The sequence below is a fragment of the Polaribacter sejongensis genome (genome assembly GCF_038024065.1).
GTDB classification, from domain to species: Bacteria; Bacteroidota; Bacteroidia; order Flavobacteriales; family Flavobacteriaceae; genus Polaribacter; species Polaribacter sejongensis.
The window spans coordinates 479,634-504,654 of sequence record NZ_CP150667.1 but is presented as its reverse complement, the minus strand read 5'-3'; the positions used below and the strand labels follow the sequence as shown (position 1 = coordinate 504,654).

At 29.6% G+C, this 25,021-nt stretch carries 25 protein-coding genes; 21 read left to right on the top strand and 4 right to left on the bottom strand.

From position 1 onward, the window contains the following. Nucleotides 1-73: 73 nt before the first annotated feature. Nucleotides 74-424 carry a 4Fe-4S dicluster domain-containing protein gene (locus tag WHD08_RS01770; RefSeq protein WP_068448123.1) on the bottom strand — a complete coding sequence of 117 codons (351 nt, stop codon included), beginning with the start codon at nucleotides 422-424 and terminating at the stop codon, nucleotides 74-76. A 70-nt stretch (nucleotides 425-494) separates the two neighbouring features. Between WHD08_RS01770 and WHD08_RS01765 the strand changes: the two genes are divergently transcribed. From WHD08_RS01765 to WHD08_RS01725, 9 genes are all read left to right on the top strand, one after another. Then, on the top strand, nucleotides 495-1,556 hold the full coding sequence (locus WHD08_RS01765) for an acyl-CoA reductase (protein ID WP_208889458.1): 1,062 nt from the start codon (nucleotides 495-497) through the stop codon (nucleotides 1,554-1,556). Nucleotides 1,557-1,643: 87 nt separating this feature from the next. Beyond that, nucleotides 1,644-2,705, top strand: a complete 1,062-nt coding sequence (serC, locus tag WHD08_RS01760; RefSeq protein WP_165731102.1) for a 3-phosphoserine/phosphohydroxythreonine transaminase — start codon at nucleotides 1,644-1,646, stop codon at nucleotides 2,703-2,705. Between the two features lie 79 nt (nucleotides 2,706-2,784). Then, nucleotides 2,785-3,738, top strand: a complete 954-nt coding sequence (locus tag WHD08_RS01755; RefSeq protein ID WP_165731100.1) for a D-2-hydroxyacid dehydrogenase — start codon at nucleotides 2,785-2,787, stop codon at nucleotides 3,736-3,738. A gap of 165 nt (nucleotides 3,739-3,903) precedes the next feature. Then, nucleotides 3,904-4,575, top strand: a complete 672-nt coding sequence (locus WHD08_RS01750; protein WP_208889459.1) for a YggS family pyridoxal phosphate-dependent enzyme — start codon at nucleotides 3,904-3,906, stop codon at nucleotides 4,573-4,575. Between the two features lie 23 nt (nucleotides 4,576-4,598). Beyond that, nucleotides 4,599-5,678: an exonuclease domain-containing protein gene (locus tag WHD08_RS01745; protein ID WP_208889460.1), complete on the top strand. Its 1,080-nt coding sequence runs from the start codon at nucleotides 4,599-4,601 to the stop codon at nucleotides 5,676-5,678. After that, complete coding sequence (locus tag WHD08_RS01740; RefSeq protein ID WP_208889461.1) at nucleotides 5,679-7,625, top strand: transglutaminase domain-containing protein; 1,947 nt, start codon at nucleotides 5,679-5,681, stop codon at nucleotides 7,623-7,625. Nucleotides 7,626-7,768: 143 nt separating this feature from the next. Next, nucleotides 7,769-8,299, top strand: coding sequence for an RNA polymerase sigma factor (locus WHD08_RS01735; protein ID WP_165731093.1), 531 nt, complete (start codon nucleotides 7,769-7,771; stop codon nucleotides 8,297-8,299). Between the two features lie 3 nt (nucleotides 8,300-8,302). Then, on the top strand, nucleotides 8,303-9,085 hold the full coding sequence (locus tag WHD08_RS01730) for an anti-sigma factor (RefSeq protein WP_208889462.1): 783 nt from the start codon (nucleotides 8,303-8,305) through the stop codon (nucleotides 9,083-9,085). Nucleotides 9,086-9,392: 307 nt separating this feature from the next. After that, entirely contained in the window at nucleotides 9,393-10,136 is a 744-nt protein-coding gene (locus tag WHD08_RS01725) for a YoaK family protein (protein WP_165731091.1), read from the top strand. A gap of 123 nt (nucleotides 10,137-10,259) precedes the next feature. Here WHD08_RS01725 and WHD08_RS01720 read toward each other — a convergent pair whose 3' ends face one another. Continuing rightward, the gene (locus tag WHD08_RS01720) at nucleotides 10,260-10,619 is read right to left on the bottom strand and encodes a dihydroorotase (RefSeq protein ID WP_261973140.1); all 360 of its coding nucleotides are present in this window, start codon (nucleotides 10,617-10,619) and stop codon (nucleotides 10,260-10,262) included. A 331-nt stretch (nucleotides 10,620-10,950) separates the two neighbouring features. Here WHD08_RS01720 and WHD08_RS01715 point away from each other — a divergent pair, with 331 nt between their 5' ends. Beyond that, the gene (locus WHD08_RS01715) at nucleotides 10,951-11,757 is read left to right on the top strand and encodes an alpha/beta hydrolase (RefSeq protein ID WP_208889463.1); all 807 of its coding nucleotides are present in this window, start codon (nucleotides 10,951-10,953) and stop codon (nucleotides 11,755-11,757) included. 145 nt (nucleotides 11,758-11,902) lie between these two features. Here the strand turns inward: WHD08_RS01715 and WHD08_RS01710 are convergent, their stop codons facing one another. Continuing rightward, on the bottom strand, nucleotides 11,903-14,134 hold the full coding sequence (locus WHD08_RS01710) for a TonB-dependent receptor (RefSeq protein ID WP_208889464.1): 2,232 nt from the start codon (nucleotides 14,132-14,134) through the stop codon (nucleotides 11,903-11,905). Nucleotides 14,135-14,552: 418 nt separating this feature from the next. On the opposite strand from WHD08_RS01710, the gene WHD08_RS01705 reads away from it, so the two are divergent. From WHD08_RS01705 to WHD08_RS01655, 11 genes are all read left to right on the top strand, one after another. Further along, nucleotides 14,553-15,380 (top strand): ion transporter, encoded by an 828-nt coding sequence (locus WHD08_RS01705; RefSeq protein ID WP_165731070.1) that lies wholly within the window; start codon nucleotides 14,553-14,555, stop codon nucleotides 15,378-15,380. After that, nucleotides 15,381-16,304, top strand: coding sequence for a tRNA (adenosine(37)-N6)-dimethylallyltransferase MiaA (miaA, locus tag WHD08_RS01700; RefSeq protein WP_208889465.1), 924 nt, complete (start codon nucleotides 15,381-15,383; stop codon nucleotides 16,302-16,304). It abuts the gene before it with no gap. 56 nt (nucleotides 16,305-16,360) lie between these two features. Next, nucleotides 16,361-16,882: an OmpH family outer membrane protein gene (locus WHD08_RS01695; protein ID WP_208889466.1), complete on the top strand. Its 522-nt coding sequence runs from the start codon at nucleotides 16,361-16,363 to the stop codon at nucleotides 16,880-16,882. Nucleotides 16,883-17,108: 226 nt separating this feature from the next. Further along, on the top strand, nucleotides 17,109-18,488 hold the full coding sequence (locus WHD08_RS01690; protein ID WP_208889467.1) for a glycoside hydrolase family 30 protein: 1,380 nt from the start codon (nucleotides 17,109-17,111) through the stop codon (nucleotides 18,486-18,488). A 128-nt stretch (nucleotides 18,489-18,616) separates the two neighbouring features. After that, nucleotides 18,617-18,994, top strand: coding sequence for a PH domain-containing protein (locus WHD08_RS01685; protein ID WP_165731062.1), 378 nt, complete (start codon nucleotides 18,617-18,619; stop codon nucleotides 18,992-18,994). A 377-nt stretch (nucleotides 18,995-19,371) separates the two neighbouring features. Further along, nucleotides 19,372-19,746 carry a hypothetical protein gene (locus WHD08_RS01680; RefSeq protein WP_208889468.1) on the top strand — a complete coding sequence of 125 codons (375 nt, stop codon included), beginning with the start codon at nucleotides 19,372-19,374 and terminating at the stop codon, nucleotides 19,744-19,746. Nucleotides 19,747-19,748: 2 nt separating this feature from the next. Then, nucleotides 19,749-20,480 (top strand): hypothetical protein, encoded by a 732-nt coding sequence (locus WHD08_RS01675; RefSeq protein WP_208889469.1) that lies wholly within the window; start codon nucleotides 19,749-19,751, stop codon nucleotides 20,478-20,480. Nucleotides 20,481-20,570: 90 nt separating this feature from the next. Further along, nucleotides 20,571-21,086 (top strand): helix-turn-helix domain-containing protein, encoded by a 516-nt coding sequence (locus tag WHD08_RS01670; RefSeq protein WP_208889910.1) that lies wholly within the window; start codon nucleotides 20,571-20,573, stop codon nucleotides 21,084-21,086. A gap of 2 nt (nucleotides 21,087-21,088) precedes the next feature. Further along, on the top strand, nucleotides 21,089-21,922 hold the full coding sequence (locus WHD08_RS01665; RefSeq protein ID WP_244183341.1) for an IS3 family transposase: 834 nt from the start codon (nucleotides 21,089-21,091) through the stop codon (nucleotides 21,920-21,922). Between the two features lie 129 nt (nucleotides 21,923-22,051). After that, the gene (locus WHD08_RS01660) at nucleotides 22,052-23,377 is read left to right on the top strand and encodes a hypothetical protein (protein ID WP_208889470.1); all 1,326 of its coding nucleotides are present in this window, start codon (nucleotides 22,052-22,054) and stop codon (nucleotides 23,375-23,377) included. A gap of 136 nt (nucleotides 23,378-23,513) precedes the next feature. Next, nucleotides 23,514-23,942 (top strand): hypothetical protein, encoded by a 429-nt coding sequence (locus WHD08_RS01655; protein ID WP_208889471.1) that lies wholly within the window; start codon nucleotides 23,514-23,516, stop codon nucleotides 23,940-23,942. Nucleotides 23,943-24,208: 266 nt separating this feature from the next. On the opposite strand, the gene msrA is transcribed toward WHD08_RS01655, so the two are convergent. Next, nucleotides 24,209-24,868 carry a peptide-methionine (S)-S-oxide reductase MsrA gene (gene msrA, locus WHD08_RS01650; RefSeq protein ID WP_208889472.1) on the bottom strand — a complete coding sequence of 220 codons (660 nt, stop codon included), beginning with the start codon at nucleotides 24,866-24,868 and terminating at the stop codon, nucleotides 24,209-24,211. Nucleotides 24,869-25,021: the final 153 nt, after the last annotated feature.

The following is a 25,021-nucleotide window of genomic DNA, read 5'->3' as shown; positions in this document are numbered from 1 at the left end:
AAAGATAATTAGAAACTAAAAAGCCCCAAATCATTAGATTTGGGGCTTTTATAATATTATAAAAATATTGTATTTAGTCGTTATGCATAAAGCTTTGCTTCGCTAACAATTCTTCTTCTGTTTCTACAACGTCGTCATCTGGTACACAACAATCTACAGGACATACTGCAGCACATTGTGGCTCATCATGAAAACCTTTACATTCTGTACACTTATCTGGAACGATGTAATAAATTTCATCAGAAACTGGTTCTTGAACATCATCGGCATTAACAGATTTACCATTTGGTAAAACCGCATTTCCTTTCAAATCTGTTCCGTCTGAATATTTCCAATCATCTGCTCCTTCGTAAATTGCAGTGTTAGGACATTCTGGTTCACATGCCCCACAATTTATACATTCATCTGTTATTATAATTGCCATAATTTTCTGTTCTGTTTTTGTACCTTTGCAGTTGCAAAAATAAAGCCAAAATAATAGACAACCAAAATAAATGGATAGTATTCAAAACAGAATTATTGCTTTCGCAAAATTAGGCGCCTTTTTAGGGCAGTTTTCTATCGATAAAATAAAAAAAATCGATAATATTGAACATAATGAAATCTTTTTTGATGGCTTTTTACATCAGATAAAATTAGCACAAGAAAAGAATTCTTGGTTTACAAAAGACAATGTTTTGTTCTCGTTAAACAGCCTACATAAATCACTTACAGAAAACAATTTAAATACATTTACCGAAAGCTTAGATTTAACTAAAAAATCATCAAAAAAAGTGGCTATTGTTATGGCTGGAAACATACCTTTGGTAGGTTTTCATGATTTTTTATCCGTATTAATCTCTGGTCATTCGGTGTTGGTAAAGCAATCTTCTAATGATAAACACTTATTACCCTTTCTAGCGAAGTATTTAGAGTATGTAGAACCTACTTTTAAGGGGAAAATTACTTTTACGGAAGAAAAGCTAACAGATTTTGATGCTGTTATCGCTACCGGAAGCGATAATACTGCGCGTTATTTTGAATATTATTTCAAGAATAAACCAAATATTATCAGAAAAAGTAGAAATTCTGTGGCAGTTATCACCGGAAAAGAAACCGAAGAAGATTTTATTAAATTATCTGATGATGTTTTTCAATATTTTGGTTTAGGTTGCAGATCTGTTTCTAAATTATATGTGCCTAAAGGTTATAATTTTGATGCTTTTTTTACAGGAATGTACGCTAAAAAAGACATGATTGAAAACGCAAAATATGCGAATAATTATGATTATAACAAAGCGGTCTATTTAATGAGCTTGTTTGATTTGTTAGAAAACGGTTTTCTAATGATTAAAGAAGATGAAAGCTACGCCTCTCCTATTGCCACGATATTCTATGAATATTACGACAATGAAACAGATTTAAAAATAAAATTACATCAAGATAAAGATAAAATTCAGTGTATTGTTGCCAAAGACTTTATAGAAAATGAAATCGCTTTTGGCCAAACGCAACATCCTGAGTTAACAGATTACGCAGATGGTGTAAATACCTTAGAATTTTTATCAACAATATAAGTAACAAAGTGGCAAAGTTGCAGAGTTACAAAGTAAGACTTTGAAACTTTGTTACTCTGAAACTTTGTTACTCAAAAAAACAAAAAAATGAAAAAACATAATTTCAGTGCAGGCCCTTGTATTTTACCACAGGAAGTGTTGCAAAAAGCATCAGAAGCAGTCTTAAATTTTAATGATGATAATTTATCATTGATAGAAATTTCTCACAGAAGTAAACCTTTTGTAGAAGTAATTGAAAAAGCACGTTCTTTAGCTTTAGAATTGTTAGGATTAGAAAATAAAGGCTACCAAGCATTATTTTTACAAGGTGGTGCAAGTTTAGAGTTTTTAATGGTTGCTTACAACTTGTTAGATAAAAAAGCAGCGTATTTAAATACGGGTACTTGGGCAGATAAAGCCATAAAAGAAGCGAAAGCTTTTGGAGAAGTTGTAGAAATTGGTTCTTCTAAAGATAAAGGTTACAACTATATCCCTAAAGGGTATACTATTCCAGAAGATGCAGATTATTTTCACTGTACAAGTAACAATACAGTTGCTGGTACACAGATGAAAGATTTTCCTGAAACGAATATTCCTTTGATTTGTGATATGAGTTCAGATATTTTTTCTCGTCAATTAGACTTTGAAAAATTCGATCTTATTTATGCAGGTGCTCAGAAAAATATGGGGCCAGCGGGTGCAACTTTAGTCATTATTAAAGAAGAAATTTTAGGTAAAGTAGAAAGACACATTCCTTCTATGTTAAACTATCAAATTCATATTGATAAAGATAGTATGTTTAATACTCCTTCTGTATTTGCAATCTATGTTTCTATGTTAACCTTACAGTGGTTAAAAGATTTAGGCGGAATTGAATTTATTGAAGAAGTAAACAATAAAAAAGCAGCACTGTTATATGATGAAATTGATAGAAATCCTTTATTTAAAGGAATTGTAGCAAAAGAAGACAGAAGTACCATGAATGCTACTTTTACTTTAACAGATGATTCTTTAAAAGAAAAATTTGATTCTATGTGCAAAGAAGCTGGAATTAGCGGAATAAATGGACACAGAAGTGTTGGTGGTTATAGAGCTAGCATGTACAATGCATTGCCTTTATATAGCGTACAAGCTTTGGTTGATGTGATGAAAAGCCTAAGCCCATCCTAACCTTCCCAAAGGGAAGTAACTCTCACTGTTGAGAAACAATTAAACAGTTAAACAATTACACGATTCAACAAAAGTAAGAATGAAAATATTAGCGAACGATGGAATTTCTAAAAGCGGAATAGATGCTTTAGAAAAAGGAGGATTTGAAGTACTAGACATAAAAGTAGCACAAAATCAGTTAGAAAGTTATATCAACGAAAACAATGTTGATGCAATTTTAGTAAGAAGTGCAACACAAGTAAGACAAGAATTAATGGAAGCTTGCCCAAGTTTAAAGTTAATTGGACGTGGTGGTGTTGGCTTAGATAATATAGATGTAGAATATGCAGAAGACAACGGTTTACATGTAATTAATACACCAAAAGCTTCATCTGGCTCTGTGGCAGAATTGGTTTTTGCACACCTTTTCGGGATGGCTCGTTTTTTACATTCTTCAAATAGAGAAATGCCTTTAGAAGGAGATTCTCGTTTTAAAGAATTGAAAAAAGCGTATTCTGAAGGAATTGAATTAAGAGGGAAAACCATTGGTATTATTGGTTTTGGACGTATCGGTCAGGAAGTTGCAAAAATTGCTATTGGAGTTGGAATGAATGTTTTAGCTACAGATGATGAGGTAACAAGCGCACCAATCACTTTAGAGTTTTTTAACGGACAAAAAACTACTTTTATTATTGAAACGGTAGATAAAGAAGAACTTTTAAAAGAGTCGGACTTTATTACTTTACACACGCCGGATCAAGAAGATTATATAATTACGGCATCAGAATTTGAAAAAATGAAAGATGGTGTAGGCATTATAAACACTGCAAGAGGTGGAATTTTACATGAAGTAGATTTAGTACAAGCTATAGAAAGTGGTAAGGTACAATTTGCAGGTTTAGATGTTTTTGAAACAGAACCTACTCCGGCAGTGCAATTATTAATGAATCCAGAAATTTCTTTAACTCCGCATATTGGAGCTGCGACCAAAGAAGCACAAGATAGAATTGGTGTTGAATTGGCAAACCAAGTTATTGCTTTGTTAAAGAATTAAAAAAGTTTCTCAAAACAAAATTCTTGAAAAAATAATTTCATTCGAAGTGACAGTTAGTTTATAAAAACAACAACTGTCATTTCGAAATGAACTTTTTTAAGTGATTGAGAAATCTCATCCATACCTAATATTTAGAATCTTCATCTGAATTACAAAAAAGAAAACATGATTAAAGAAAATCTATTAGAAATAAAACAATCACTTCCAGAAAATGTAACCTTAGTTGCTGTTTCTAAAACCAAACCAATAGAAGACTTGCAAGAAGCGTATGCTGCTGGTCAGCGTATTTTTGGTGAGAATAAAATTCAGGAAATGGTGGATAAATATGAGGCTTTACCAAAAGACATTCAATGGCACATGATTGGTCATTTACAAAGTAATAAGGTAAAGTACATGGCACATTTTGTAAATTTGATTCATGGGGTTGATAAATTCTCTACTTTAAAGGAAATCAACAAGCAAGCAAAAAAACATGATAAAGTTATCAACTGTTTATTACAAGTTAAAATAGCCAAAGAAGACACCAAGTTTGGCTTATCTTTTGATGAAATAAATGAAATTTTAGCATCAGAAGCATTCGCTGAATTAAAGAATATAAAAATCACTGGTTTTATGGGAATGGCCACGTTTACAGACAATAAGGAACAGCTACAAGAAGAGTTTTTATCTTTAAAAACATTTTTTGATGCACACAAATTGAAAACTGTAACTGAAAACTGTAACCTAAAAACACTCTCTATGGGAATGAGTGGAGATTATATACTTGCTATAGAAAATGGCAGTAATATGGTAAGGGTTGGCAGTTCAATATTTGGTCAAAGAAATTATAATGCTTAATTTTATCGTAAAAGAAAACGACTTTGTACGCAATTTTAGATATTGAAACCACAGGAGGAAAATTTAATGAAGAAGGCATCACTGAAATTGCTATCTACAAATTTGACGGCCACACTACAGTAGACCAATTCATTAGCTTAGTAAATCCGGAAAAAGCCATTCAAGAGTTTGTGGTAAAACTTACGGGCATTAATAATAAAATGCTTAAAAATGCACCTAAATTCTATGAAGTTGCTAAACGTATTATAGAAATTACTTCAGATTGTATTTTAGTGGCTCATAATACCACGTTCGATTATAGAATTCTTAGCACCGAATTTGATAGATTAGGCTACGACTTTAATAGAAATACGCTGTGTACCGTAGAATTGAGTCAGAAGTTAATTCTAGACCAGCCTTCTTACAGCTTAGGAAAACTTACCAAATCTTTAGGAATACCAATTACAGACAGACATAGAGCTTCTGGAGATGCTTTGGCAACCGTCCAATTGTTTAAATTACTATTAGAAAAAGATACTAATAAAAGTATTATACAAAGTTCTATCAAGTATTTTGACAGAAGACATCAAAAGCAAAAATTAAGAAGTTTAATAGAGGAAATTCCAACTGTACAAGGAGTTTTTTACATTCATGATAAAGAAGGTAGGGTTATATTTATTGGAAAAGGAAAGAATATTAAATCGGAAGTAAATAATCTCTTTTTAAAGGTTACCAAAAGAGCCGTTAAAATTCAGGAAAGAGCACAATCTATTTCTTTTGACAAAACAGGAAATGAACTTTTTACCCGTTTAAAATATGCTATCGAATTAGATGCTTTAACTCCTAAATTTAATTTTAAAAAGAATCCGAAATTTATTACTCAAGATTTTAATAATGAAGATTTTATTATCATTGAAAAAGGGAGAGAAGTAGAAGAAAATGCCGTAATTTTAATAGAAAACAACGAGGTTTATGGTTGTGGTTACACAAACTTAAGCAATCAAGAAAGTAGGATCGATATTTTAAAAACGATCTTAACTCCTATTAAAAATAAGATTCAAGCAAAAAATATTATCAAAAATTACATCAATAAAAACAAAGTACAGAAAATTATTAGATTGTAAATGAAATTTTTCACCCTACTACTCCTACTCTCATCAACTTTAATTATTGCACAAAAAAGTAAAACTACTAAAATGGGTAAAACTACTTTAGAAGAATTACAAATGACAATTTACGATAAAGACTCTACGGCAACTGCTGTTGTTTTATACGAACACGCAAACAGGTATCCTGATAGGGATAATGATGAAATTCCTAGAACAGATTACTATTATCGAATTAAAATTTTAGATAAAGCATCTTTTGATTTAGCCGATATTACGATTAACTTATACGAAAAACAGAAAGTTAAAGATATTAGTGCAGTTACCTATAATATTACCGATAATGGTACTATGAACAGTACATATCTTAACGGTAAAGATATTTTTACAACTAAAGAACGAGATACATGGACGGTTAAAAATTTTACGTTACCTAATATAAAAGAAGGGTCTGTTATAGAATATACCTACAGTGTTTTATCTCCGTATTTAAGCATTAACGATTGGGAGTTTCAATCTGAAATACCAAAAATAAAAAGTGAGTTTGATGCATCTATCTTAGGAAATTATCAATACAATATAAAAAAAACAGGTTATTTACAATTAGATAAAGACGAACCTTCGGTAGATAAAAAATGTGTTTATATTGATGGTATAGGTGAAGGAGGATGTGCAACCTATTCTTATGGAATGAATGATATTCCTGCTTTTAAGGAAGAAGATTATATGTTGAGTAAGAAAAATTACATCTCTAAAATTTCTTTTGATATAAAATCGATTACGAGTTACAGAGGTGTTATAGACAACTTAACGACTACTTGGAAACAAGCAGATAAAAGCTTAAAAGATCGTTTTTTTAATAATCAAACCTCAAAAAAAACTTTTTTTAGAAAAAATATTTCTGAAGCTATTTTAGAAACTGAAAATAGTTTAGAAAGAGCACAAAAAATTTACACTTTTATTCAGAATCATTACACTTGGAATGATAAATATTGGACCAATGAAGATGCAAAAGTAAAAGAAGCATTTCAGCAAAAATCTGGTGATGTTGGTGAAATAAATATTTCGTTATACAACAGCTTAAAAGCTGCGGACATAGATGCCAATTTAGTCGTTTTATCTACAAGAGAAAACGGAATTCCTACAAAAATATTCCCAGTTATTTATGACTATAATTATGTGATTGTACAAGCAGTTATAGATGGTAAACCTTATTTCTTAGACGCAACAGACAAATTTATTCCTTTTGGAGAAGTTCCGTATAGAGTCTTAAATGGAGAAGCTAGAATAATCAACTTTAAAGAAGAAAGCTCTTGGGTAACTTTAAAGCCAAAATACAGATCATCTTTAAACATAAACTCTAGCCTTACGTTAGATGAAGAAGGCGTATTTACTGGATCAGTAATGATGATAAGAGATGGTCTTTTAGCAACAGAGCAAAGAAAAAAGATGTCGTTAACCAATGAAGATGGTTATTTAGAAAATTTTGAAACTGAAAACCCAAATCTAGAAGTTGATGAATATGAAAGAGACAATTTAGAAAACCTAGATAAAAAATTACAAGAAAAATTTAAGATCCGATTAGAAATGGATGAAGTTTTAGGTGACAAAATAAGAATAAACCCTTTTCTTTTTAATAGAACAAAACAAAATCCTTTTAAATTAAAAGAAAGAAATTATCCTGTAGATTTTGGTTATGCTAGACTGAATAATTTTTACTTAAGCTTAACAATTCCAGAAAATTACACGATTGTAAATTTACCTAAAGACAAAGCAATATCCTTACCTAATAAAGGTGGTAGATTTATACTTAAAACAGTAAAAAAAGGAAATACGATTACTGTTTTAACAAGAATGCAAATCTCAAAAAAAATATTTTCTGTAGCAGAATATTATGCTTTAAAAGAGTTTTACAAACAAATTATTATTTCTGAGAGTGGTTACATAATTTTAGAAAAGAAATAAATACATTTTTCTAGCTATCATTAACATTCAAAATACCTATAATCTAAAACCAGTAATCGAGACAATCATATTATTTTTATGATTGCGAATATAAAATGACTGCATATCAATTTTATTTAATAGATTAGCGGCAGATACATTTTATGGATTTAGAGCAATTAATTTTACAATTTCAAAAAAAGGACGTTAAAGCCTATGAAAAACTATACAATATGTATTGTGATAGTATTTCTGGTGTTGTAAATAACATTGTTAAGAATGATGATGTTGCACAAGAAATTACGCAAGATGTCTTTATAAAAGCCTGGAATAAAGCAGATTCTTATTCTGCAAAAAAAGGACGTTTTTTTACATGGATACTAAACATAGCAAGAAATGCAGCTATCGATTATACACGTTCTAAGAAATTTAAACAGTCTAAACAAAACCATAACTCAGATTTTTTCGTAGATATATTAGAAACCAGTGATAGTTTAGATACTGCTACTGATACAATTGGCTTAAAAGAGTTTGTTACCAAATTAGGAGACAAATGTAAAGCAGTAATTGAATTATTATATTTTAAAGGGTTTACACAAAAAGAAGCCTCTGAAGAATTAGAAATGCCAATTGGCACCATAAAAACAAGAAATAGAAATTGCATAGGCGAATTACGCACCATGCTTGGAGTTTAAATAATGAATATAAAAGAATACATAACATCTGGAATTTTAGAACTGTATGTTGCAGGCTCGCTTTCTGAAAAGGAAAATGAGGAAGTGCATGCTAAAATTAAAGAATACCCAGAAGTATTGGCCGAAGTTGTATCCATAGAAAAAGCAATTGCAAAACTAACTGCTGCTGCTAAAAAAGATGCTCCATATTCATTTTCAGACATAAAAAATCAATTAAAAATTGAAGAAACCAAAGTAATCTCTATTACTAAACCGAAAACTAATTGGTTACAATATAGTGGTTGGGCTGCTTCTTTATTAATAGGAAGTGTACTTATCTGGACACTTACACAAAACAAGCAACTTAAAGATCAGGTTGCTACAGAAAAACAACAATTAGAAGAACAAATAGACAAAGCTTCTAACAGCTTAGCAGAAGCAGAAAAACTAATTGATATCTTTAGAGATAAAGACATTGTTTCTGTGCCTCTAGCGGGTCAAAAAGTGTCTCCAACCTCTTATGCAAAGGTATATTGGGATAAAAAAACAAAAAGTATTTATTTAGATGCTAAAGGATTACCAGCACCTCCAAAAGGAAAGGTATACCAAGTTTGGTCTTTAAAACTAAGTCCTTTAACTCCAACAAGTTTAGGTACAATAGACACTTTTATGGCAGATACAAACAAAATATTTACCATAGAAAATGCCAACGAATCTGAAGCATTTGGAATTACTTTAGAGCCTGCAGGTGGTAGTGAATCTCCTAATCTAGAGCAATTGTATACTTTAGGTGCCGTAGCGTCTTAGACTTATTATAATTGTCATTTTTCTATAGTTTTCTTGATTAAAAAATAATATTGTCATACTGAATTTTATTTAGCATCTCACCTATTGAAAGTCAACAACTTTATCAATCTGAATGAAATACGGCTTGATAAAGTTTACTACTTTTAAAGAACCTTATCCAATAAATTAAAGGGCATTTAAAAGTATAATCATCTAAAAAAGAAATCTTTACAAACTACTTTATAATTCATACTTTATTCACTTTTAATACACTCGAAAATAGGTTAATTTTACGCGTCTTAAAAAAGTTAAGAATAAACGAAAACAAATGTTTAGACATCAAGGTAAAAGCAGAACTTTAAAACATAATTTAAGAATTGCAACCATACTTTCTTTTGTAGCTGGAATTGTAAATGTTAGCGGTTTTTTGGCATTTAAACAATTAACTACAAATGTTACAGGGCATTTTGCCTTGTTTATTTATGACGTTGCTAATTTTGATTTTTGGAAAGGAACAATTTATTTCCTTTATATTTTCTCATTTCTTTTAGGTTCTTTTTTATCTAGCTTTCTGATAGAAAAATATAGTGAAAACAAAAAACTGAATGTCTTTGTATTGCCAACGGTTATTGAGTGCCTTGTTTTAATTTCTATAGGGCTTATTAGTAATTTTATGGAATTAGAATACGCAAACCTTATTATCTGTTTATTACTTTTTGCTATGGGATTACAAAACTCCTTTGTAACAAAAATTTCTAATGCAGTTGTAAGAACGACACACTTAACCGGATTATTTACAGATTTAGGAATTGATCTTTCTTTATTATGTTTTCCTAAATTGGCACCACAGAAAGAATTACTGAAATCTAATATCAAACTCCGAGTTTATATTATTCTATTCTTTTTTGCAGGAGGATTAATAGGTGGTTTTTTCTATTCTAAATTAGATTTAAAGTTAAATACTTTAATTTTAGCTGCATTGTTTTTATTAGCAAGCTTATTCTTTGATGATTTTAGATATAAAGTTATAAAAACGAGGCGAAAATACTATCAAAAAAAGAAAGTCCAATAACACTTAAAACTATAGCGTCCCTCCTATTAAATGAATTCTTTAGAAGATACTTCTTTTATAAAATATTAAACAAAAAAAGGCTTCCTAAAATAGAAAGCCCAAACTAAAGAAAAAAAAATACTATTAATTTCTTAATAGCTCTTTTTGTAAAATTGCTTCATTAATATTTACTTTAACGTATTTATGGCTATTAAAAAATTTCTTTTTAGAAGCTAACTCAATAGTTGCTACCACATCTCCGTTATTTTTCTCTTTGATTGATTTAATTTGAACTTTTTCTCCTTTTACATTTTTGTAATTTGCAAGCCCTCCTTTTTTTATAATAAAGTTCGCTCTAGGAAAAGCTATATGTTTATAATTATTATTACTCACCTCTCCAACTACAAAAACATCGCCTACTTTGATGTCTGAATTAGAGTTTTGAGAATACATAATACTTGATAAAAAAACGAATAAAAAACTGAATAATAGGTTATACTTCATAAGAAAAAAAATTAATATTAGTAATAAATCAAAAATAATGAAAACCCATAAAATTACAATATCAATAAAATAAGAAATCTTTATTATTGAATAATTAAAAATTATCCTATAAAATAAACGAGTTTAGCAATATTTAAGTTTTTTTCTAAATAATTAAACTTGTATAATTCTCAATTTATTTTAAGAAGTAATTGCTCTTTAAAAGATGGCACTTTTTAAAATCATAACACACTGATAAATAGCTATTACAGAATTTGTTATAAAAAAAACTATATTAGCTAAAGAATCGTTTTGTATCTAAAATACTTTCAACCTAAAAAAAATCATATAAATGAGAAATATAATCTTTTGCTTATTGCTTGTAATGATTACTATTGGATGTAAAAAAAGTGTCGTTTACAATGATCCAATTCCTAAACATGATAGTTTAACAATTGCTTCTAAATTTGTGAATGAGGACCGAATCATTAATATTTGGACGCCACCAAATTACAACGAAACTTTAGATAGCTTACCTGTTTTGTATATGCCAGATGGCGGAATTAAAGAAGATTTTCCGCATGTAGCCAGTACCTTAGCGAGCTTAATTACAGCAAACAAAATACCTCCTTATATCTTAGTAGGAATAGAAAACACCAAACGTGACAGAGATTTATGTGGACCTACAAAAATTGAATATGATTTAGGTTATATACCAAATGCTGGTGGCGCAAATAACTTTAGAGATTTTATTAAAAATGAATTATTTACAGCAATTGATAAAAAATACAGAACAGCTACTAAAAAAGCAATTATTGGAGAATCTTTAGCAGGATTATTTGTGGTAGAAACCTTTCTTTTAGACAACAATATGTTTGATGTTTTTATAGCAATAGATCCTTCTTTATGGTTTAATGAAAACTACTTGGTGAACAATTTTGAGAACTTATCTGAGGACAATTATAACAATAAAAAGAAGCTTTGGTTTGCTAGTTCTGATGCTATTGATATTTCTAAACATACTAAAACGTTAAATAACAAATTAGAAGAATCTGATAAGAACTTAATTTGGAAATATACTGACGAACCAAACGAACAACACAATACCATTTTTAGAGCTACCAAAGAAAAAGCATTAATTTGGGCATTAAATAACTAATTGCAAGAGCATTATTACAAAAATAGAAATGCCTATTGCATTGCTGCAATAGACATTTCATCAAACTAAAATTTAGGTTTCCGCTTTTTCGGGAATTCGGTTTCTTTTATGAATACTATAAAAAACCTACATCAATTCTTTTCAATTAAAACGTGTACGTTATGGTTGCTTTGGCAAAAAACGGTGTTCCTGGTGTAAAATGAATTTCTTCTACAGCATCCGTTTCATTTTGCAACCTACTTTCCGTTGCAAACTGCGTTTCATTCCATTCTACATCAAAAATATTTTCTAAGGCAACACCAAAAGTAACATCTTGATTCACTTTATAATTGATATTAAAATCACTTACTACATATCCTTCTGCAGTAATAGAATTATCTTCATTTGCTGCTCTATCCGCTAAATAACGGTAACGCAATCCACCAGAAAACTTCCCTAAATCACTAAAAGAAATTCCCCCTGCCATTGTAAAACTAGGCGCTAACGGAATGTAATCTTCTCCGTCTTCAGCTTCTAAACTTCTTGCATGTGTAACTGTTGCATCTGTATCAAAATACACATGATCTGTTAATTGGTAACGAATGCCTAAATCCAATCCAAAACGTTCCGATTCTCCAGATGGCTCTACAATACCAGCATCACCAACATACACAAACTCTTCTTCTGAAAACAAATACCAAGCTGCCGTGTTTACTACTAAATTCTTAGTAGGTTTCCAAATATTTCCTAAGTCTGCTCCGTAGGCTCTTGGTAGAACTTTATCTGCATTTTCTTGTAAAACAACTCTTGCATCATTAGAATGAAACCCAATTCCTGATTTTAAAAACCATTGTAAATTATCGTTTTGCGCATATAAAAAGTTCAATTTAGGATTTACAATTGCCTTTGTTTTACTCAATGTTTCATACGTTGTACTTAAAGCATCGTTGTATAAAAACTTAAAATAATCTAAACGAATAGATGGTGCTATTTTAAATTTTCCAATCTCAAATTCTGAGTTAAAAAACGCGTATAAATTGCTTTGTTTTACATCTCCTAATTGAATGTTATTTAACAATTCACTTCTATTTTTTGTGTGCGATAATTCGTTATCAAAAATTAAATCGTAACGTAAACCCATCCCTTTTGTAAACTTCGCTTCTACATTACCATACTCTTTTGTGCTGATGATTTTCGCATTCATTCCGTAGATACTTCTATCCTCAAATTGTTTAATTTGATCTCCATTTACAATATCTTCTAAAAAGAAGGTAAAATTAGAATACAATTCAAAATCATATTTAGAGTAAAATGTATTTGCCTCTAAAATAGAACCATTATCTAATGTTTTTTGCAATTGCGCATTTAAGTTAGATCTAGATGTATTACCTCCTTCTGTATCATCAATAGAACCAAAACGATTAATCAATCCACTTTCTACGGCTCTAACTGGCACTTGACCAGAAGCATCCCAAGAACTTGTAAAATGAGAAGCTGTTAATGTTAACTTATCTCTTCCATTTAAAAACGTATTGTATTTTGCAAAAAGATTCAATCTATTAAAGTTTTGTGGAGATTCGTAAGCGCCATCAAACTCTATATATTCTACAGCAACATACGCATCGTTGTTTTTAGAATTTTCTAATAAATTAAACATCCCAACGGTTCTTAAAGAGTTAAAGTCTCCATAACCAACAGATATCATACTTTTATCAATGGCTGTTTTTGTATCAAAATTCACATAACCAGCAGTATTAAAATCACCTTGATTTGCGTAATAAGGTCCTTTTCCAAAATCTATTTTTTGTATGGTTTCTGGTATTACAAAATGTAAATCAGAATATCCTTGTCCGTGTGCATGAGAAACCATGTTTATTGGCATTCCATCTACAGAAAGTGCAATATCTGTTCCGTGATCAATATCAAAACCTCTTAAAAAAATTTGTTCTGCTTTTCCTCCTCCAGCATGCTGACCGATAAACAAACCAGGAACTTTTCTTAAAATTTCTTGAGAATTATTTACAGGATTTACCTGTACATCTATATTTGTTAAGGTTTGTAACGCATTTATTTCTTTACGCAATACCAATTCTTCTAATTGAAAAATTTTCGTTTCTAGGTGTATGGTAATTCCGTTTTTTAAATCTTGTTCAGTTACTTTTAACGTCTTTGTTCCAAAACCTAAAATACTTATCTGTAATGTATTATTTACAGCTGTTTTTTCAAGAATAAAACTTCCAGCTTCATTTGTATGTGTATGTAAATTAGAGTTTTGATTGATAATATAAACGTTTTCTAAAGGTTCATTTAGCGGATTTAAAACAATCCCTTTTAACTGCTGACCATAAGAATGCAAACAGAGTGTTATCGCAAAAAATAGTAGTAATTTGTTCTTCATATTTTAAAATTTTCTCGAATTTATATATTTTTTATGTTAATTTATGTTAAAGAACCTAACTGATATATAACACTTAGTAATTGGGTTTTTAAAACTTTAGTTTCTTCAATTCCTTTATTCACTTTTATCTAAAACAAGTGATATTAAATACGTATTTTAAGATCTCTAATACGACGTACCTGTATATCCATAATAATCTAAATGGTGTAATTCGTTGCATTAAATAGAGGTTGTTTGTAAATTTTGAAATCTCGAAAAAAGTTTCTAAATATATAGGACGAAAAGATTGTCACGCTTTTAACAAAAGATGTTTTATTTTAATTATTTTTGAAATCCTTTATAAACAAAGAGAAAACAGTTTAAAAAATACTATATCATTAAAATAAGTATAGTATTGTAAAAGAAATTTATATAAAATTTGAAGAATAACGATAAAAACACTTCTTGGAAATACCGTATTCATGAAATTATTTATGAAGCGGACACTAAAGCTGGTAAATTATTTGATGTTATCTTATTAATAGCTATTCTTGCTAGTATTTTATTAGTGATGCTAGAAAGTATTGAAAGCTTTGACACAAGGTATCACACTTTTTTAAACATAGCTGAGTGGGTTATTACCATCCTTTTTTCCATTGAATATATATTAAGAATTATTTCCATAAAAAAACCATTTAAATATATCTTTAGTTTCTATGGAATTATAGACCTACTTTCTACAATTCCAAAATACCTTTCATTATTTTTAGTGGGCTCTCATCATTTAGCGGCTTTAAGAGCTTTACGACTGTTAAGGGTTTTTAGAATATTAAAACTAGCTAGATATGTTGGTGCTTCTAATAGATTATTAGTAGCTTTAAAAATGAGTAGAACCAAAATTTCGGTCTTCTTATATTTTGTAGTGATACTATGTGTTATTTTAGGTACCATTATGTACATGATAGAAGGTCCAGAAAACGGATTTACAAGCATACCCACAAGTGTTTATTGGGCAATTGTTACCTTAACAACTGTAGGTTATGGAGACATTGCTCCACACACACCTTTTGGTCAGTTTCTTGCAAGTATTATCATGATTTTAGGATACGGAATTATAGCCATTCCTACAGGAATTGTTACAGCAGAAATGACAAAAAGTGCAAATAATAGCGTAGATACAAATACACAAGCTTGCCCAAGTTGCTCAAAAGAAAACCATAAAGATGGTGCTCAATTTTGTTATAACTGTGGTAGTAAATTAAACTAAATGACTTCTAATAATTATTTAATTACCATTGTTGGTCCTACTGCAATTGGTAAAACAGCCTTAAGCATTCAATTAGCAAATCATTTTAAAAGTGCTATAATTTCTTGCGATTCTAGACAGTTTTATAAAGAAATGACTATTGGAACTGCGGTACCAGATAAAGAGGAATTAGCGGCAGCAGCACATCATTTTATTCAGAATAGAAGTATTTTTGAAGATTATAATGTAGGTTCTTTTGAACGAGATGCCCTTGCAAAATTAAACGATCTTTTTAAAGAAAACCCAATTCAGATAATGGTTGGTGGTTCTGGTTTGTATGTAGATGCCGTTTTAAAAGGATTGGATTATTTCCCAGAAGTAGATCCTAAAATAAGAGAAGATTTAACCCTTAAATTAGAAAAAGAAGGAGTTGAAGTATTGCAAGAACAATTAAAAGAACTAGACCCAGAAACTTACAATGTAATTGAATTACAAAACCCTAAACGGGTGATGAGAGCCTTAGAGGTGTGTATTGGTTCAGGCATTCCCTACTCCACTTTTAAAAACAAGCCAAAAGCACCTAGAAATTTTACTTCCATTAAAATAGGTTTAGACGCAGACCGACAAATTATTTATAATCGTATAAATATGCGCGTAGATATTATGATGGAAAACGGCTTGCTAGAAGAAGCTAAAAACTTATATCCTCATAAAAGTCTAAATGCACTACAAACGGTTGGTTATAGAGAATTGTTCTCTTATTTTGATGGTGATTTTACCAAAGAATTTGCCATTTCAGAAATTAAGAAAAATACCCGAAGGTTTGCAAAACGCCAAGGTACTTGGTTTAAAAGAGATGAAACAACCTTATGGTTTGATTATCAAACGGACATAAACACTATTATTGCTAAAATTTCTGATAAAATTAACATATCAAAACCGTAAAAACTTTTGTAATTCATTCGCTTTTATATCTTTGTTGCACAAAAAATCAAAATAACATGAAATCAAAAATTATATGTATTGCCTTTGCTTTAATTAGTTCTATTTCTATTGCACAATCTAAAGTTGGTACGGTAGATAGTGAGTATATTATTAATCTAATGCCTGAAACAAAAGTTGTATCAGAAAGATCTCAAAATTACGGAGCAAAATTAGATTCTTCTTTTACCATAAAAGTAGAAACGTATAAAGCCAAAATAGAGGCTTTTAAAAAGAATGAAAAAACGCTTGGGGAATTAGCAAAGCAAGCTGAATACAAAGAATTGGCAGAAATGGAATCTGATATTAAAAAATACCAGCAAAACGGAAACCAACTAATGCAATTAAAGCAAGACGAATTAATGCGTCCTTTATATGCTAAATTAAGTAATGCCATTGCTACTGTTGCCAAAGCAGAAAAATACACACAGATTTTAACCATAACTGGTAACGAATTTGCATACATAGACAACAAATTTGATATTACAGAATTAGTCTTAAAAAACTTAGGAATTGCAATTCCTGTTGCAGAAGGAAAATAAATTTTTCTCTCAAAACATTTACTATAAAGCCTCTCAGAAATGTGAGGCTTTTTTTTTGTTTAAAAAACACAGGTTAACCTTATATACATATAACCATGACAACTATCATTTTCAGTAATCGTTCAATTTTTTACTTTTAAATTTTTGCTAAAATCACTATCTTAGCTAACCTGCTTTTATTCAAAAAAAATCAACTTAATCTTTTAACTTATTACCAACAACACCAATGAGAAAACTTATTATAACTGCTTTATGTTATTTCCTATTTATAATTTCTATAAACGCCCAATCAAAAGTATTTTATGTTGATTTAAAAGAAGGAAAAGAAATCCCTGCACAACCAATTTTAGAATATACACAAAATAGCAACAATGAAAAAGCTCAAAAAATAGTTGTGTATCCTTCTATAGAATTTCAAGAAATTGAAGGCGTTGGAGGTGCTTTTAATGAAATAGGCGGACTTGCTTTAATGTCTTTACCCCAAGAAAGCAGAGAAAACGTAATGCGTAATTTATTTAGTGAAGATGGCGCTCAATTTTCATTTTCTAGAACTGCCATTGGCGCTAGTGATTTTGGCGCAGATGCATATAGCTACTCCGAAGTTGCCGAAGATTATACTATGGAACACTTTTCTATCGAAAGAGAAAAAAAGAGTGTATTACCTTATATAAAAATGGCCTTCAAATACAATCCTAAAATGAAATTATTTGCTTCTCCCTGGAGTCCACCAGGTTGGATGAAGTCTTCTGGAATTATGGATCAAGGTAAAAATAATCGAGATCAAAATAAACTAAAAGACGATCCAAAAGTTTACGAGGCTTACGCACTTTATTTTTCTAAATATGTAAATTCTTATGCAAATGAAGGTATTAAAATAGACAGAATACTTGTTCAAAACGAAACTGATGCTAACACAAATTATCCTTCTAATGTTATGCAACCAGCGCAGATGTATCAATTTATACAGCAGTATTTAAGACCTAATTTTAATAAAAACAATATGAAAACAGAAATTTGGGCAGGTACATTTAGAACTTACGGTGCTTTAGATGCTTTAGAGTTTGCAAATACAGAAGGCTACCTAAACGCTGTTGACGGAATTGGATTACAATATACCAATACAAACTATTTAAAGGATCTGTCTTTTTTAGCTAAAGATACTCCAACCATGCATACAGAAGGTGTTTGCTACAATGGTAAAAACAATATGGAACAAGCTTATAATAGACTTGGTGAAATAGCATCTTATATCAATTTTGGCGTTCCTAATTATTGTTATTGGAACATGATTTTAGACGAAACAGGAAAAAGTGGTTGGAACTGGAAACAAAATAGTTTAATTAATATTGATAGAAAAAACCAAACCGTTACTTACAATCCGGATTATGCCGTAATTGCCTTATTAAGTAAATACATGCAACCTGGTAGTAAAAGAATTGCTTCCTTTTCTAAAGAAACATTAATTTCTATTAAAAAAGAGAGTAAAGTATATTTATTCGTTCAAAACAATCCTGATACCGAAAAAAATTACGAATGTATCGAAGCAGGAAAAACGGTTGCTACTGCAACTATTCCAAGTAAATCTGTTGCTGTTATTGTGTATTAAAGTGATAATGTAAAATAATTAAAAACAACTCATTAATAAGATTATGGGAAACCGTAAACTTTATTAAATCTTTTTACCGAAATTTATGGGGTAGAAAAAGAAATAATAAATATAATTTAAAAATTACTATGGGATTATTTAATAAATTGTTAGGGAATGCAAGTGAGGTTTCATCTGAAAAATTGAATCAAAAATATGGCAGATTACTTACTGAAAATGAAGAAATTGAATTAGGTTTTAAGCTTTTCCGTGATACATTTATGTTTACAAACAGGCGTTTAATCTTAATTGATGTTCAAGGAATAACAGGAAGTAAAGTTGAGTACAAATCTATGCCATATAAAAGTATCTCTAGATTCTCTCTAGAAACCTCAGGAACTTTTGATTTAGACGCTGAATTAAAAATTTGGATATCTAGTGAAAACATTCCTTCTGTGAGTAAAAAATTTAATAAGAGCATTGATGTTTATGAAGTTCAAAAATATTTAGCTAATAAAGTGATGTGATAAAGTGGTGATTTTTTAGACAACTTTTTTTTGTTTATAAAATAGTATTATCTGCCTCAGTACAAAACTTAGTTGATAACATTATGGATCACTAGTTAAATTTCATAAATGATGTTCCTATAAATGATTTCTCTAAAAGGTCGAAATGACAAAACTGAGGTCTTTTTAAGATTGATAATTAACAAATTACTGTTAATAAGTTAATCTATATAAACACCATATAAATTGTACTTTTATCATGAAAAATTCTTCCCTCATTTGCTATGAAAGAATTTCAAACAAAAAAACTTAAATAATTGAGCATATTTTCCTAATGAAGGATGATATGATGAATTAATGTAAATATATAAACAAGTTGGGTGCAATATGAGAAAACTATGAAAGACATTAACATAAGAGATTTAATTAATTTAGCTACACAGGAAGTAACTGACCCTGAAGCCGAATTAAAAAAAGTATATGAATGGCATCACGAAAGAAAATTAATGATTATAAAGGGTACGATAAGTATCGCAATATCATTGATTGTTGCACTTGCAATAGCATTTTTTAAGAGTGAGTTAAAGATTGATAATACTACAATGTTATATCCATTGGGTTTTTCACTTCTAACAATGTCCTACGGTTTCTACGAACTTTACCGAGTTAGCAAATTGGGTAGAAAATATATAGCATCAATTACTTTATTAAATAGATTTAAACAGATAACACCATTTTTGGCATTGTATCGTTCAGCATTAAATAACGAATAATTATGGACGAAAATTTAGAAAATTATATTTCTCTTCTTGCCACAGTACTTGGACTAATTTCATTGATTGTTGCAAGTATATCAGGAGTTTCAAATTCAATCAAGCAAAGAAGATTACTAAAAGAACTAAAGAAAAAAGAATTAGAAACAATCCTTGATTCATCAGATATTCTTGCTCTTGGAGAGTATTTAGATAATGACATTGGTAAATTATCAATTTCGGATTATGTTGATAATAAAAAGTTGACCAAAAAAGTGGATTATTTGATTAGCCGATTGACTCGTTTCGTTGGTACTGAAGAGGAGATAAAGTCAGAAAAAGAAGCACAAGAAAAATTTGAAAGTGAGCATCCAGCGAGTGAACTAATAAAAGAATTTCCATTTACCGAAAAAGTAAGTGAGGAATTTGACAAGATTATAAACGAACTATATATGGGAGAACCTTGGAATGCTCTTGCTCGATTAAGAAGATATATAGAAATTTTATTAAAGAATATAGGAGAGGAAAATGGACTGGAAATAAAAAAAGTTTATTCTGTTACCAAATTATTAGATATTCTTACTCGAAATAAAATAATAGATTCTGATATTGCAAATAATTTACGATATCCAATTCACGTCAGTAACAGAGCAGTTCACGGTCAAGAATTGAAAAGAGGAGAAGCCGAAGAAGCAATTCATCACGCAGCTTATGCAATACAAAAACTAATAAATACTGCACCCAACAACGTATAAAATTAATTGCTTGGTACGAGCCTACTTACGAAAATCCTCGCGGATTTTACACTGCCCCCAAAAAGTTAGACACTATTTGAGGGTATTTTTATGGGAAGAAAAGTCAAGTATAGTTACGATTTTAAACTACGTTGTGTAGAACAAGTATTAAAAAAAAATCAAGCAGTTTCCACTGTTTCGTTATTGAACGGTATTCATCACACATCTCTTCATAGCTGGGTTAGTTTTTATGAAAAGCATGGTAAAAAAGGTTTATTACCTAGAGAAAATCAAGAATATAGCTTAAAATTTAAATTGAAAGTTTTAGAATCTATTGTAGATGATTCATTATCTTTAAGTCAAGCTTGTTTAAAGTTTAATATTCCAACCAAATCTGCAATAATGAATTGGCAAAGGAATTATAAAAAACTAGGAATTACAGGCTTAAATAATAAACCAAGAGGAAGACCTAGATCTATGGAATTTAAGAGAGCAAAAAAGAAGTCTAATAAACCTTTAACAAGGGAAGATGAACTTCTATTGGAAAATGAATCGTTAAGAGCTGAGCTGGATTTGCTAAAAAAGTTACAAGCCTTAGTTCTAGCAGCGCAAAGCAAAAAGCGCTAGCCATAACAGAATTAAGGCATAAGTATAGTTTAGAATTATTACTAAATCATACCAATATGGCAAGAAGCAGTTATTATTATCACAAAAAAAGAAGTCAATTAACAGATAAATATGAAGAGGTAAAAATCTTAATTAAAGAGATATATCATTATCATAAAGGAAGATATGGTTATAGAAGAATCACCTTAGAAATAAACAAAAGAGGACTTGTTATAAATCATAAAACAATTTTAAGATTAATGCGAAAATTAGGTTTAAAAAGTTTGATAAGAATTAAAAAATATAAATCTTACAAAGGACAGATAGGTGAAATAGCACCCAATATATTTCAACGTAATTTTAAAACAACCAAACCTAATACAAAATGGGCAACTGATATTACCGAATTTAAAGTCTTTGGAAATAAATTATATTTATCACCAATAATTGATTTATACAATGGCGAAATAGTTAGTTATGAATTATCTGAAAGACCTAACTTCGAACAAGTGGTTAAGATGCTAAAAAAGTCTTTTAAGAAGGTTCCTAACCAAGCAAACATTATATTACATTCAGATCAAGGTTGGCAATATCAAATGAAACAATATCAACGGTTATTAAAAGAAAAAGGAATTACACAAAGTATGTCTAGAAAAGGAAACTGTCTAGACAATGCAATAATTGAAAATTTCTTTGGTATCTTAAAATCTGAATTATTTTATTTAAACAAATACATATCGATTATTCAATTGAAAAAAGAAATTAAAGAGTATATAAAATATTATAATACAGAAAGAATTAAACTAAATTTAAATGGAATGAGCCCAGTAGAATATAGAGCTCTTTATTATCAATAATTAATTATAAATTTGTCTAAGCTTTTGGGTGCAGTCTATTTTCTATTCGGTTTGTATTTGCTAAATTAGGTGCTTAAACACGCAACTAATCTTATACAAAACCGTTATGTGTAAATTGAAAAAAAAACTATGTGGATTAGATATCATATAAAATGTCATAATTGTAAAAAAGTAACTAATCTTAGATTACATCTGCTGTCAAGAGAAAAACAAGATGTAAAATTTAATTGCCCTAATTCTGATTGTCGAACAGTTCTTGAAGCTCAATTGGATATTGACTATGAGAAATTTCAGAGCTATACAATGGACATTCCCGATGCAAGTTTTCAAGGATTTCATCGAAACTTTTTAGAATCATTAGACTTCAAAATTTTACGTGGAGAAAAAACTGAAGGAGATTTTGAATCTGGAGATTTCTTCTTAGAATATTCCGATAAGTTACCTGTTAAAAAAGCCAGTACAGAACCTCATAATAAATTTATGGCCACAGTTCGTGACCCCAAAAATGTTATAGAATCAGGGCAAAGAGATAATATACGAACTTTATATGATAATAATAAATGGAATGAACTTAAAGACTTAGTTACTGCATACCAAATCTCTAATAAAAAAAACATTGAAACAATAAGTAATCGATTAAAAAAAGAATGCGTTCTACTTCAAGAAAAGGAATTTGAATTCCAAACTGATTTGGGTTTTGTTAATGCGTATTTCTTTATTTTAAACCATTTTGTATTTCCTTGGATTGATTACGAGAAACATTCAGATTTTATACAATATTTATTTGATACATTATTTAAGGAAAGTGCCTTTAAAAATCCACAATTAAATGATGTAGCGGATTATTACACCAATGATTCTTTTTTACAAAACTTCAATCACGAATGCTCATCCCTAATTAATGAGTTTATTGATTTGAGGTTTGATTTTGTATATACATTCCAAGATGTTGATTTTAAAGAAAAAAACATTTCTACAATTAACTTCACTAAATTGAAATCGTTCTACACAGATTGCTTTGAGTTTTTAGGGAGGTATAGTATAATTCCAATAAAATTTATGAACTATGTAGAAAGAGGAGATATAACAGCAATGCCCGCAGGAACACCCAGAAATGTTAATAACCCAGACGATTTTGAAAATCTTAGCAATGGAAGTAAAATGGAAATATTTAACAAATATTCTACTGGAGAAATATTCGAAATATTCGAGAATAGGTTTGATTCGAAATTAAGAAATGGAATTAATCATTTTAAAGCAAAACTTGATAGCGAGTCACAAATCATATCTTATTATCCAATTACAAAAAGACCTAATGAAGAATATCAAATTAGCTACAGTGAATTTTTATTGAAAAGTTTGAATATTTTTGAAAGTGTTTTGAGACTTAATCAGTTTATAAAAATGTTCTATTATTACAATCGAGATAGAAAATCTGCACATAACACCGTATAAAAATAATTGCGGCTTAGTGCTTAATCAAAAGTCGTTGCGCGTATGTAACGTCTGATTTCCCTTCGGAAAATCCTCGCATACAAACCCGCAACTATTCTTATACATAAACGTAAATAATTTGAGAAAAACGGAACTAATGAAAAAAATATTGTGCTTTTTAATCGGAATTTTAGTGTTAAGTTGTGTAAATAAAACTGACTCTCAAAAAAAAACGGAATTAGTAATAAACTCGGAAATAAATTCAATTGAAATTATATATTCTGACTCAAGAGAAAAAACTATTGAGGGTTTAAAAAAAATCTGGAATTGTGAATTCCCATTCATTTCGAAAAGTGAGACTAATTTTAATGGAAAAATATCGAATGACATTACTCTAATGATTTCGGAATTTAAACCTGTTTCATCTGAAGAAAAGAAAAATAAGATTGAGCTAACTTCTAATTTAATTAAAAAGAATATTCTGAATTATAAAGAATTTTCAGAATTAAAATTCATTACAAGTTATACAACAAAAGATGGAGAAAGAAGAACATCCAGTAAAACTATTAAAATGACTGAAATATAAAAACTACCTGAAACAAAGAACTGAGCTAAAAAACAACTCTTTTCTTCATTAAATTTATACATTATTATTCTAGGCTCATAATATTATGACTTGTTACTAGTCAGAGACCTTCAGAATTATCAAAGACAGTATTATCACAATGCAACTCTTTTATTGTTTCTAAACTTCAAAACCCTGAAACCCATAAATATATTAGTCAATTCTAAGTTAAAAACAAAAAAAGCAACTCAATGAGTTGCTTTTTCAATATATATAAAATGCATTTGTTAATGCTTATCAGTCTTTAATAACTGCGGAAACCTCTTTTTAAACTTGTTTAATCTTGGTATAGAAACCGCCTTAATATATCCTTGATTTGGGTTTCTACGTTCAAAATCTTGGTGATAGTCTTCTGCTTTGTAGAATTTTTTAAGTTTGGTAACTTCGGTTGCTATTTTACCATGGTACACTTCAGCATTTAATTTAGCAATCATTTTTTCTATAATTGCCTTTTCAGCATCCGTTTCATAAAAAGCAATAGATCTGTATTGAGTTCCGTAATCTGGATGTTGTCCGTTTTTGGTTGTTGGATCTTGAGAACCAAAAAACACGGTCACTAACGTTTCAAAAGACACTTTTTCTGGATTGTAATACACTGCCACAGTTTCAGAATGTCCTGTTTTTCCGGTTCCAATACTTTTATACGTTGGGTTTAACGTATGTCCGCCAGCATAACCAGAAACAGCTTCTTCTACTCCACTTACACTTTCAAAAATAGCTTCTACACACCAAAAACATCCACTTGCAAAATAGGCTACTTTGGTCTTTTCTTTAGCAATATAAGTAGCTTTGGTTTCAGTTTGAGTTTCTTTTTTATCAGTAAAACCGAAACAAGAAATTAATAATATTGATAAACTTAGAAAGGTAACAGACTTTAAAATATTCATTTTACTTACGGATTAGGGTTAAAAAGAAAATTGCACAAAAAACAGTTGGTCTATTTTCAGTACAATTTTCCGAACTTTTAATTTAAAAGAATCCAAGGAGTTATATTCTTGGAAACATTCAATTCCTTTTTAAGGGAATCGAAATTATTTTTA

What these genes read in the sequence shown, in the direction of transcription:
- WHD08_RS01770 (WP_068448123.1), bottom strand. Translation starts at nt 424, where the DNA reads ATGGCAATTATAATAACAGATGAATGTATAAATTGTGGGGCATGTGAA.
- WHD08_RS01765 (WP_208889458.1), top strand. Translation starts at nt 495, where the DNA reads ATGGATAGTATTCAAAACAGAATTATTGCTTTCGCAAAATTAGGCGCC.
- serC (WP_165731102.1), top strand. Translation starts at nt 1,644, where the DNA reads ATGAAAAAACATAATTTCAGTGCAGGCCCTTGTATTTTACCACAGGAA.
- WHD08_RS01755 (WP_165731100.1), top strand. Translation starts at nt 2,785, where the DNA reads ATGAAAATATTAGCGAACGATGGAATTTCTAAAAGCGGAATAGATGCT.
- WHD08_RS01750 (WP_208889459.1), top strand. Translation starts at nt 3,904, where the DNA reads ATGATTAAAGAAAATCTATTAGAAATAAAACAATCACTTCCAGAAAAT.
- WHD08_RS01740 (WP_208889461.1), top strand. Translation starts at nt 5,679, where the DNA reads ATGAAATTTTTCACCCTACTACTCCTACTCTCATCAACTTTAATTATT.
- WHD08_RS01735 (WP_165731093.1), top strand. Translation starts at nt 7,769, where the DNA reads ATGGATTTAGAGCAATTAATTTTACAATTTCAAAAAAAGGACGTTAAA.
- WHD08_RS01730 (WP_208889462.1), top strand. Translation starts at nt 8,303, where the DNA reads ATGAATATAAAAGAATACATAACATCTGGAATTTTAGAACTGTATGTT.
- WHD08_RS01725 (WP_165731091.1), top strand. Translation starts at nt 9,393, where the DNA reads ATGTTTAGACATCAAGGTAAAAGCAGAACTTTAAAACATAATTTAAGA.
- WHD08_RS01720 (WP_261973140.1), bottom strand. Translation starts at nt 10,619, where the DNA reads ATGAAGTATAACCTATTATTCAGTTTTTTATTCGTTTTTTTATCAAGT.
- WHD08_RS01715 (WP_208889463.1), top strand. Translation starts at nt 10,951, where the DNA reads ATGAGAAATATAATCTTTTGCTTATTGCTTGTAATGATTACTATTGGA.
- WHD08_RS01710 (WP_208889464.1), bottom strand. Translation starts at nt 14,134, where the DNA reads ATGAAGAACAAATTACTACTATTTTTTGCGATAACACTCTGTTTGCAT.
- miaA (WP_208889465.1), top strand. Translation starts at nt 15,381, where the DNA reads ATGACTTCTAATAATTATTTAATTACCATTGTTGGTCCTACTGCAATT.
- WHD08_RS01695 (WP_208889466.1), top strand. Translation starts at nt 16,361, where the DNA reads ATGAAATCAAAAATTATATGTATTGCCTTTGCTTTAATTAGTTCTATT.
- WHD08_RS01690 (WP_208889467.1), top strand. Translation starts at nt 17,109, where the DNA reads ATGAGAAAACTTATTATAACTGCTTTATGTTATTTCCTATTTATAATT.
- WHD08_RS01685 (WP_165731062.1), top strand. Translation starts at nt 18,617, where the DNA reads ATGGGATTATTTAATAAATTGTTAGGGAATGCAAGTGAGGTTTCATCT.
- WHD08_RS01680 (WP_208889468.1), top strand. Translation starts at nt 19,372, where the DNA reads ATGAAAGACATTAACATAAGAGATTTAATTAATTTAGCTACACAGGAA.
- WHD08_RS01675 (WP_208889469.1), top strand. Translation starts at nt 19,749, where the DNA reads ATGGACGAAAATTTAGAAAATTATATTTCTCTTCTTGCCACAGTACTT.
- WHD08_RS01670 (WP_208889910.1), top strand. Translation starts at nt 20,571, where the DNA reads ATGGGAAGAAAAGTCAAGTATAGTTACGATTTTAAACTACGTTGTGTA.
- WHD08_RS01660 (WP_208889470.1), top strand. Translation starts at nt 22,052, where the DNA reads ATGTGGATTAGATATCATATAAAATGTCATAATTGTAAAAAAGTAACT.
- WHD08_RS01655 (WP_208889471.1), top strand. Translation starts at nt 23,514, where the DNA reads ATGAAAAAAATATTGTGCTTTTTAATCGGAATTTTAGTGTTAAGTTGT.
- msrA (WP_208889472.1), bottom strand. Translation starts at nt 24,868, where the DNA reads ATGAATATTTTAAAGTCTGTTACCTTTCTAAGTTTATCAATATTATTA.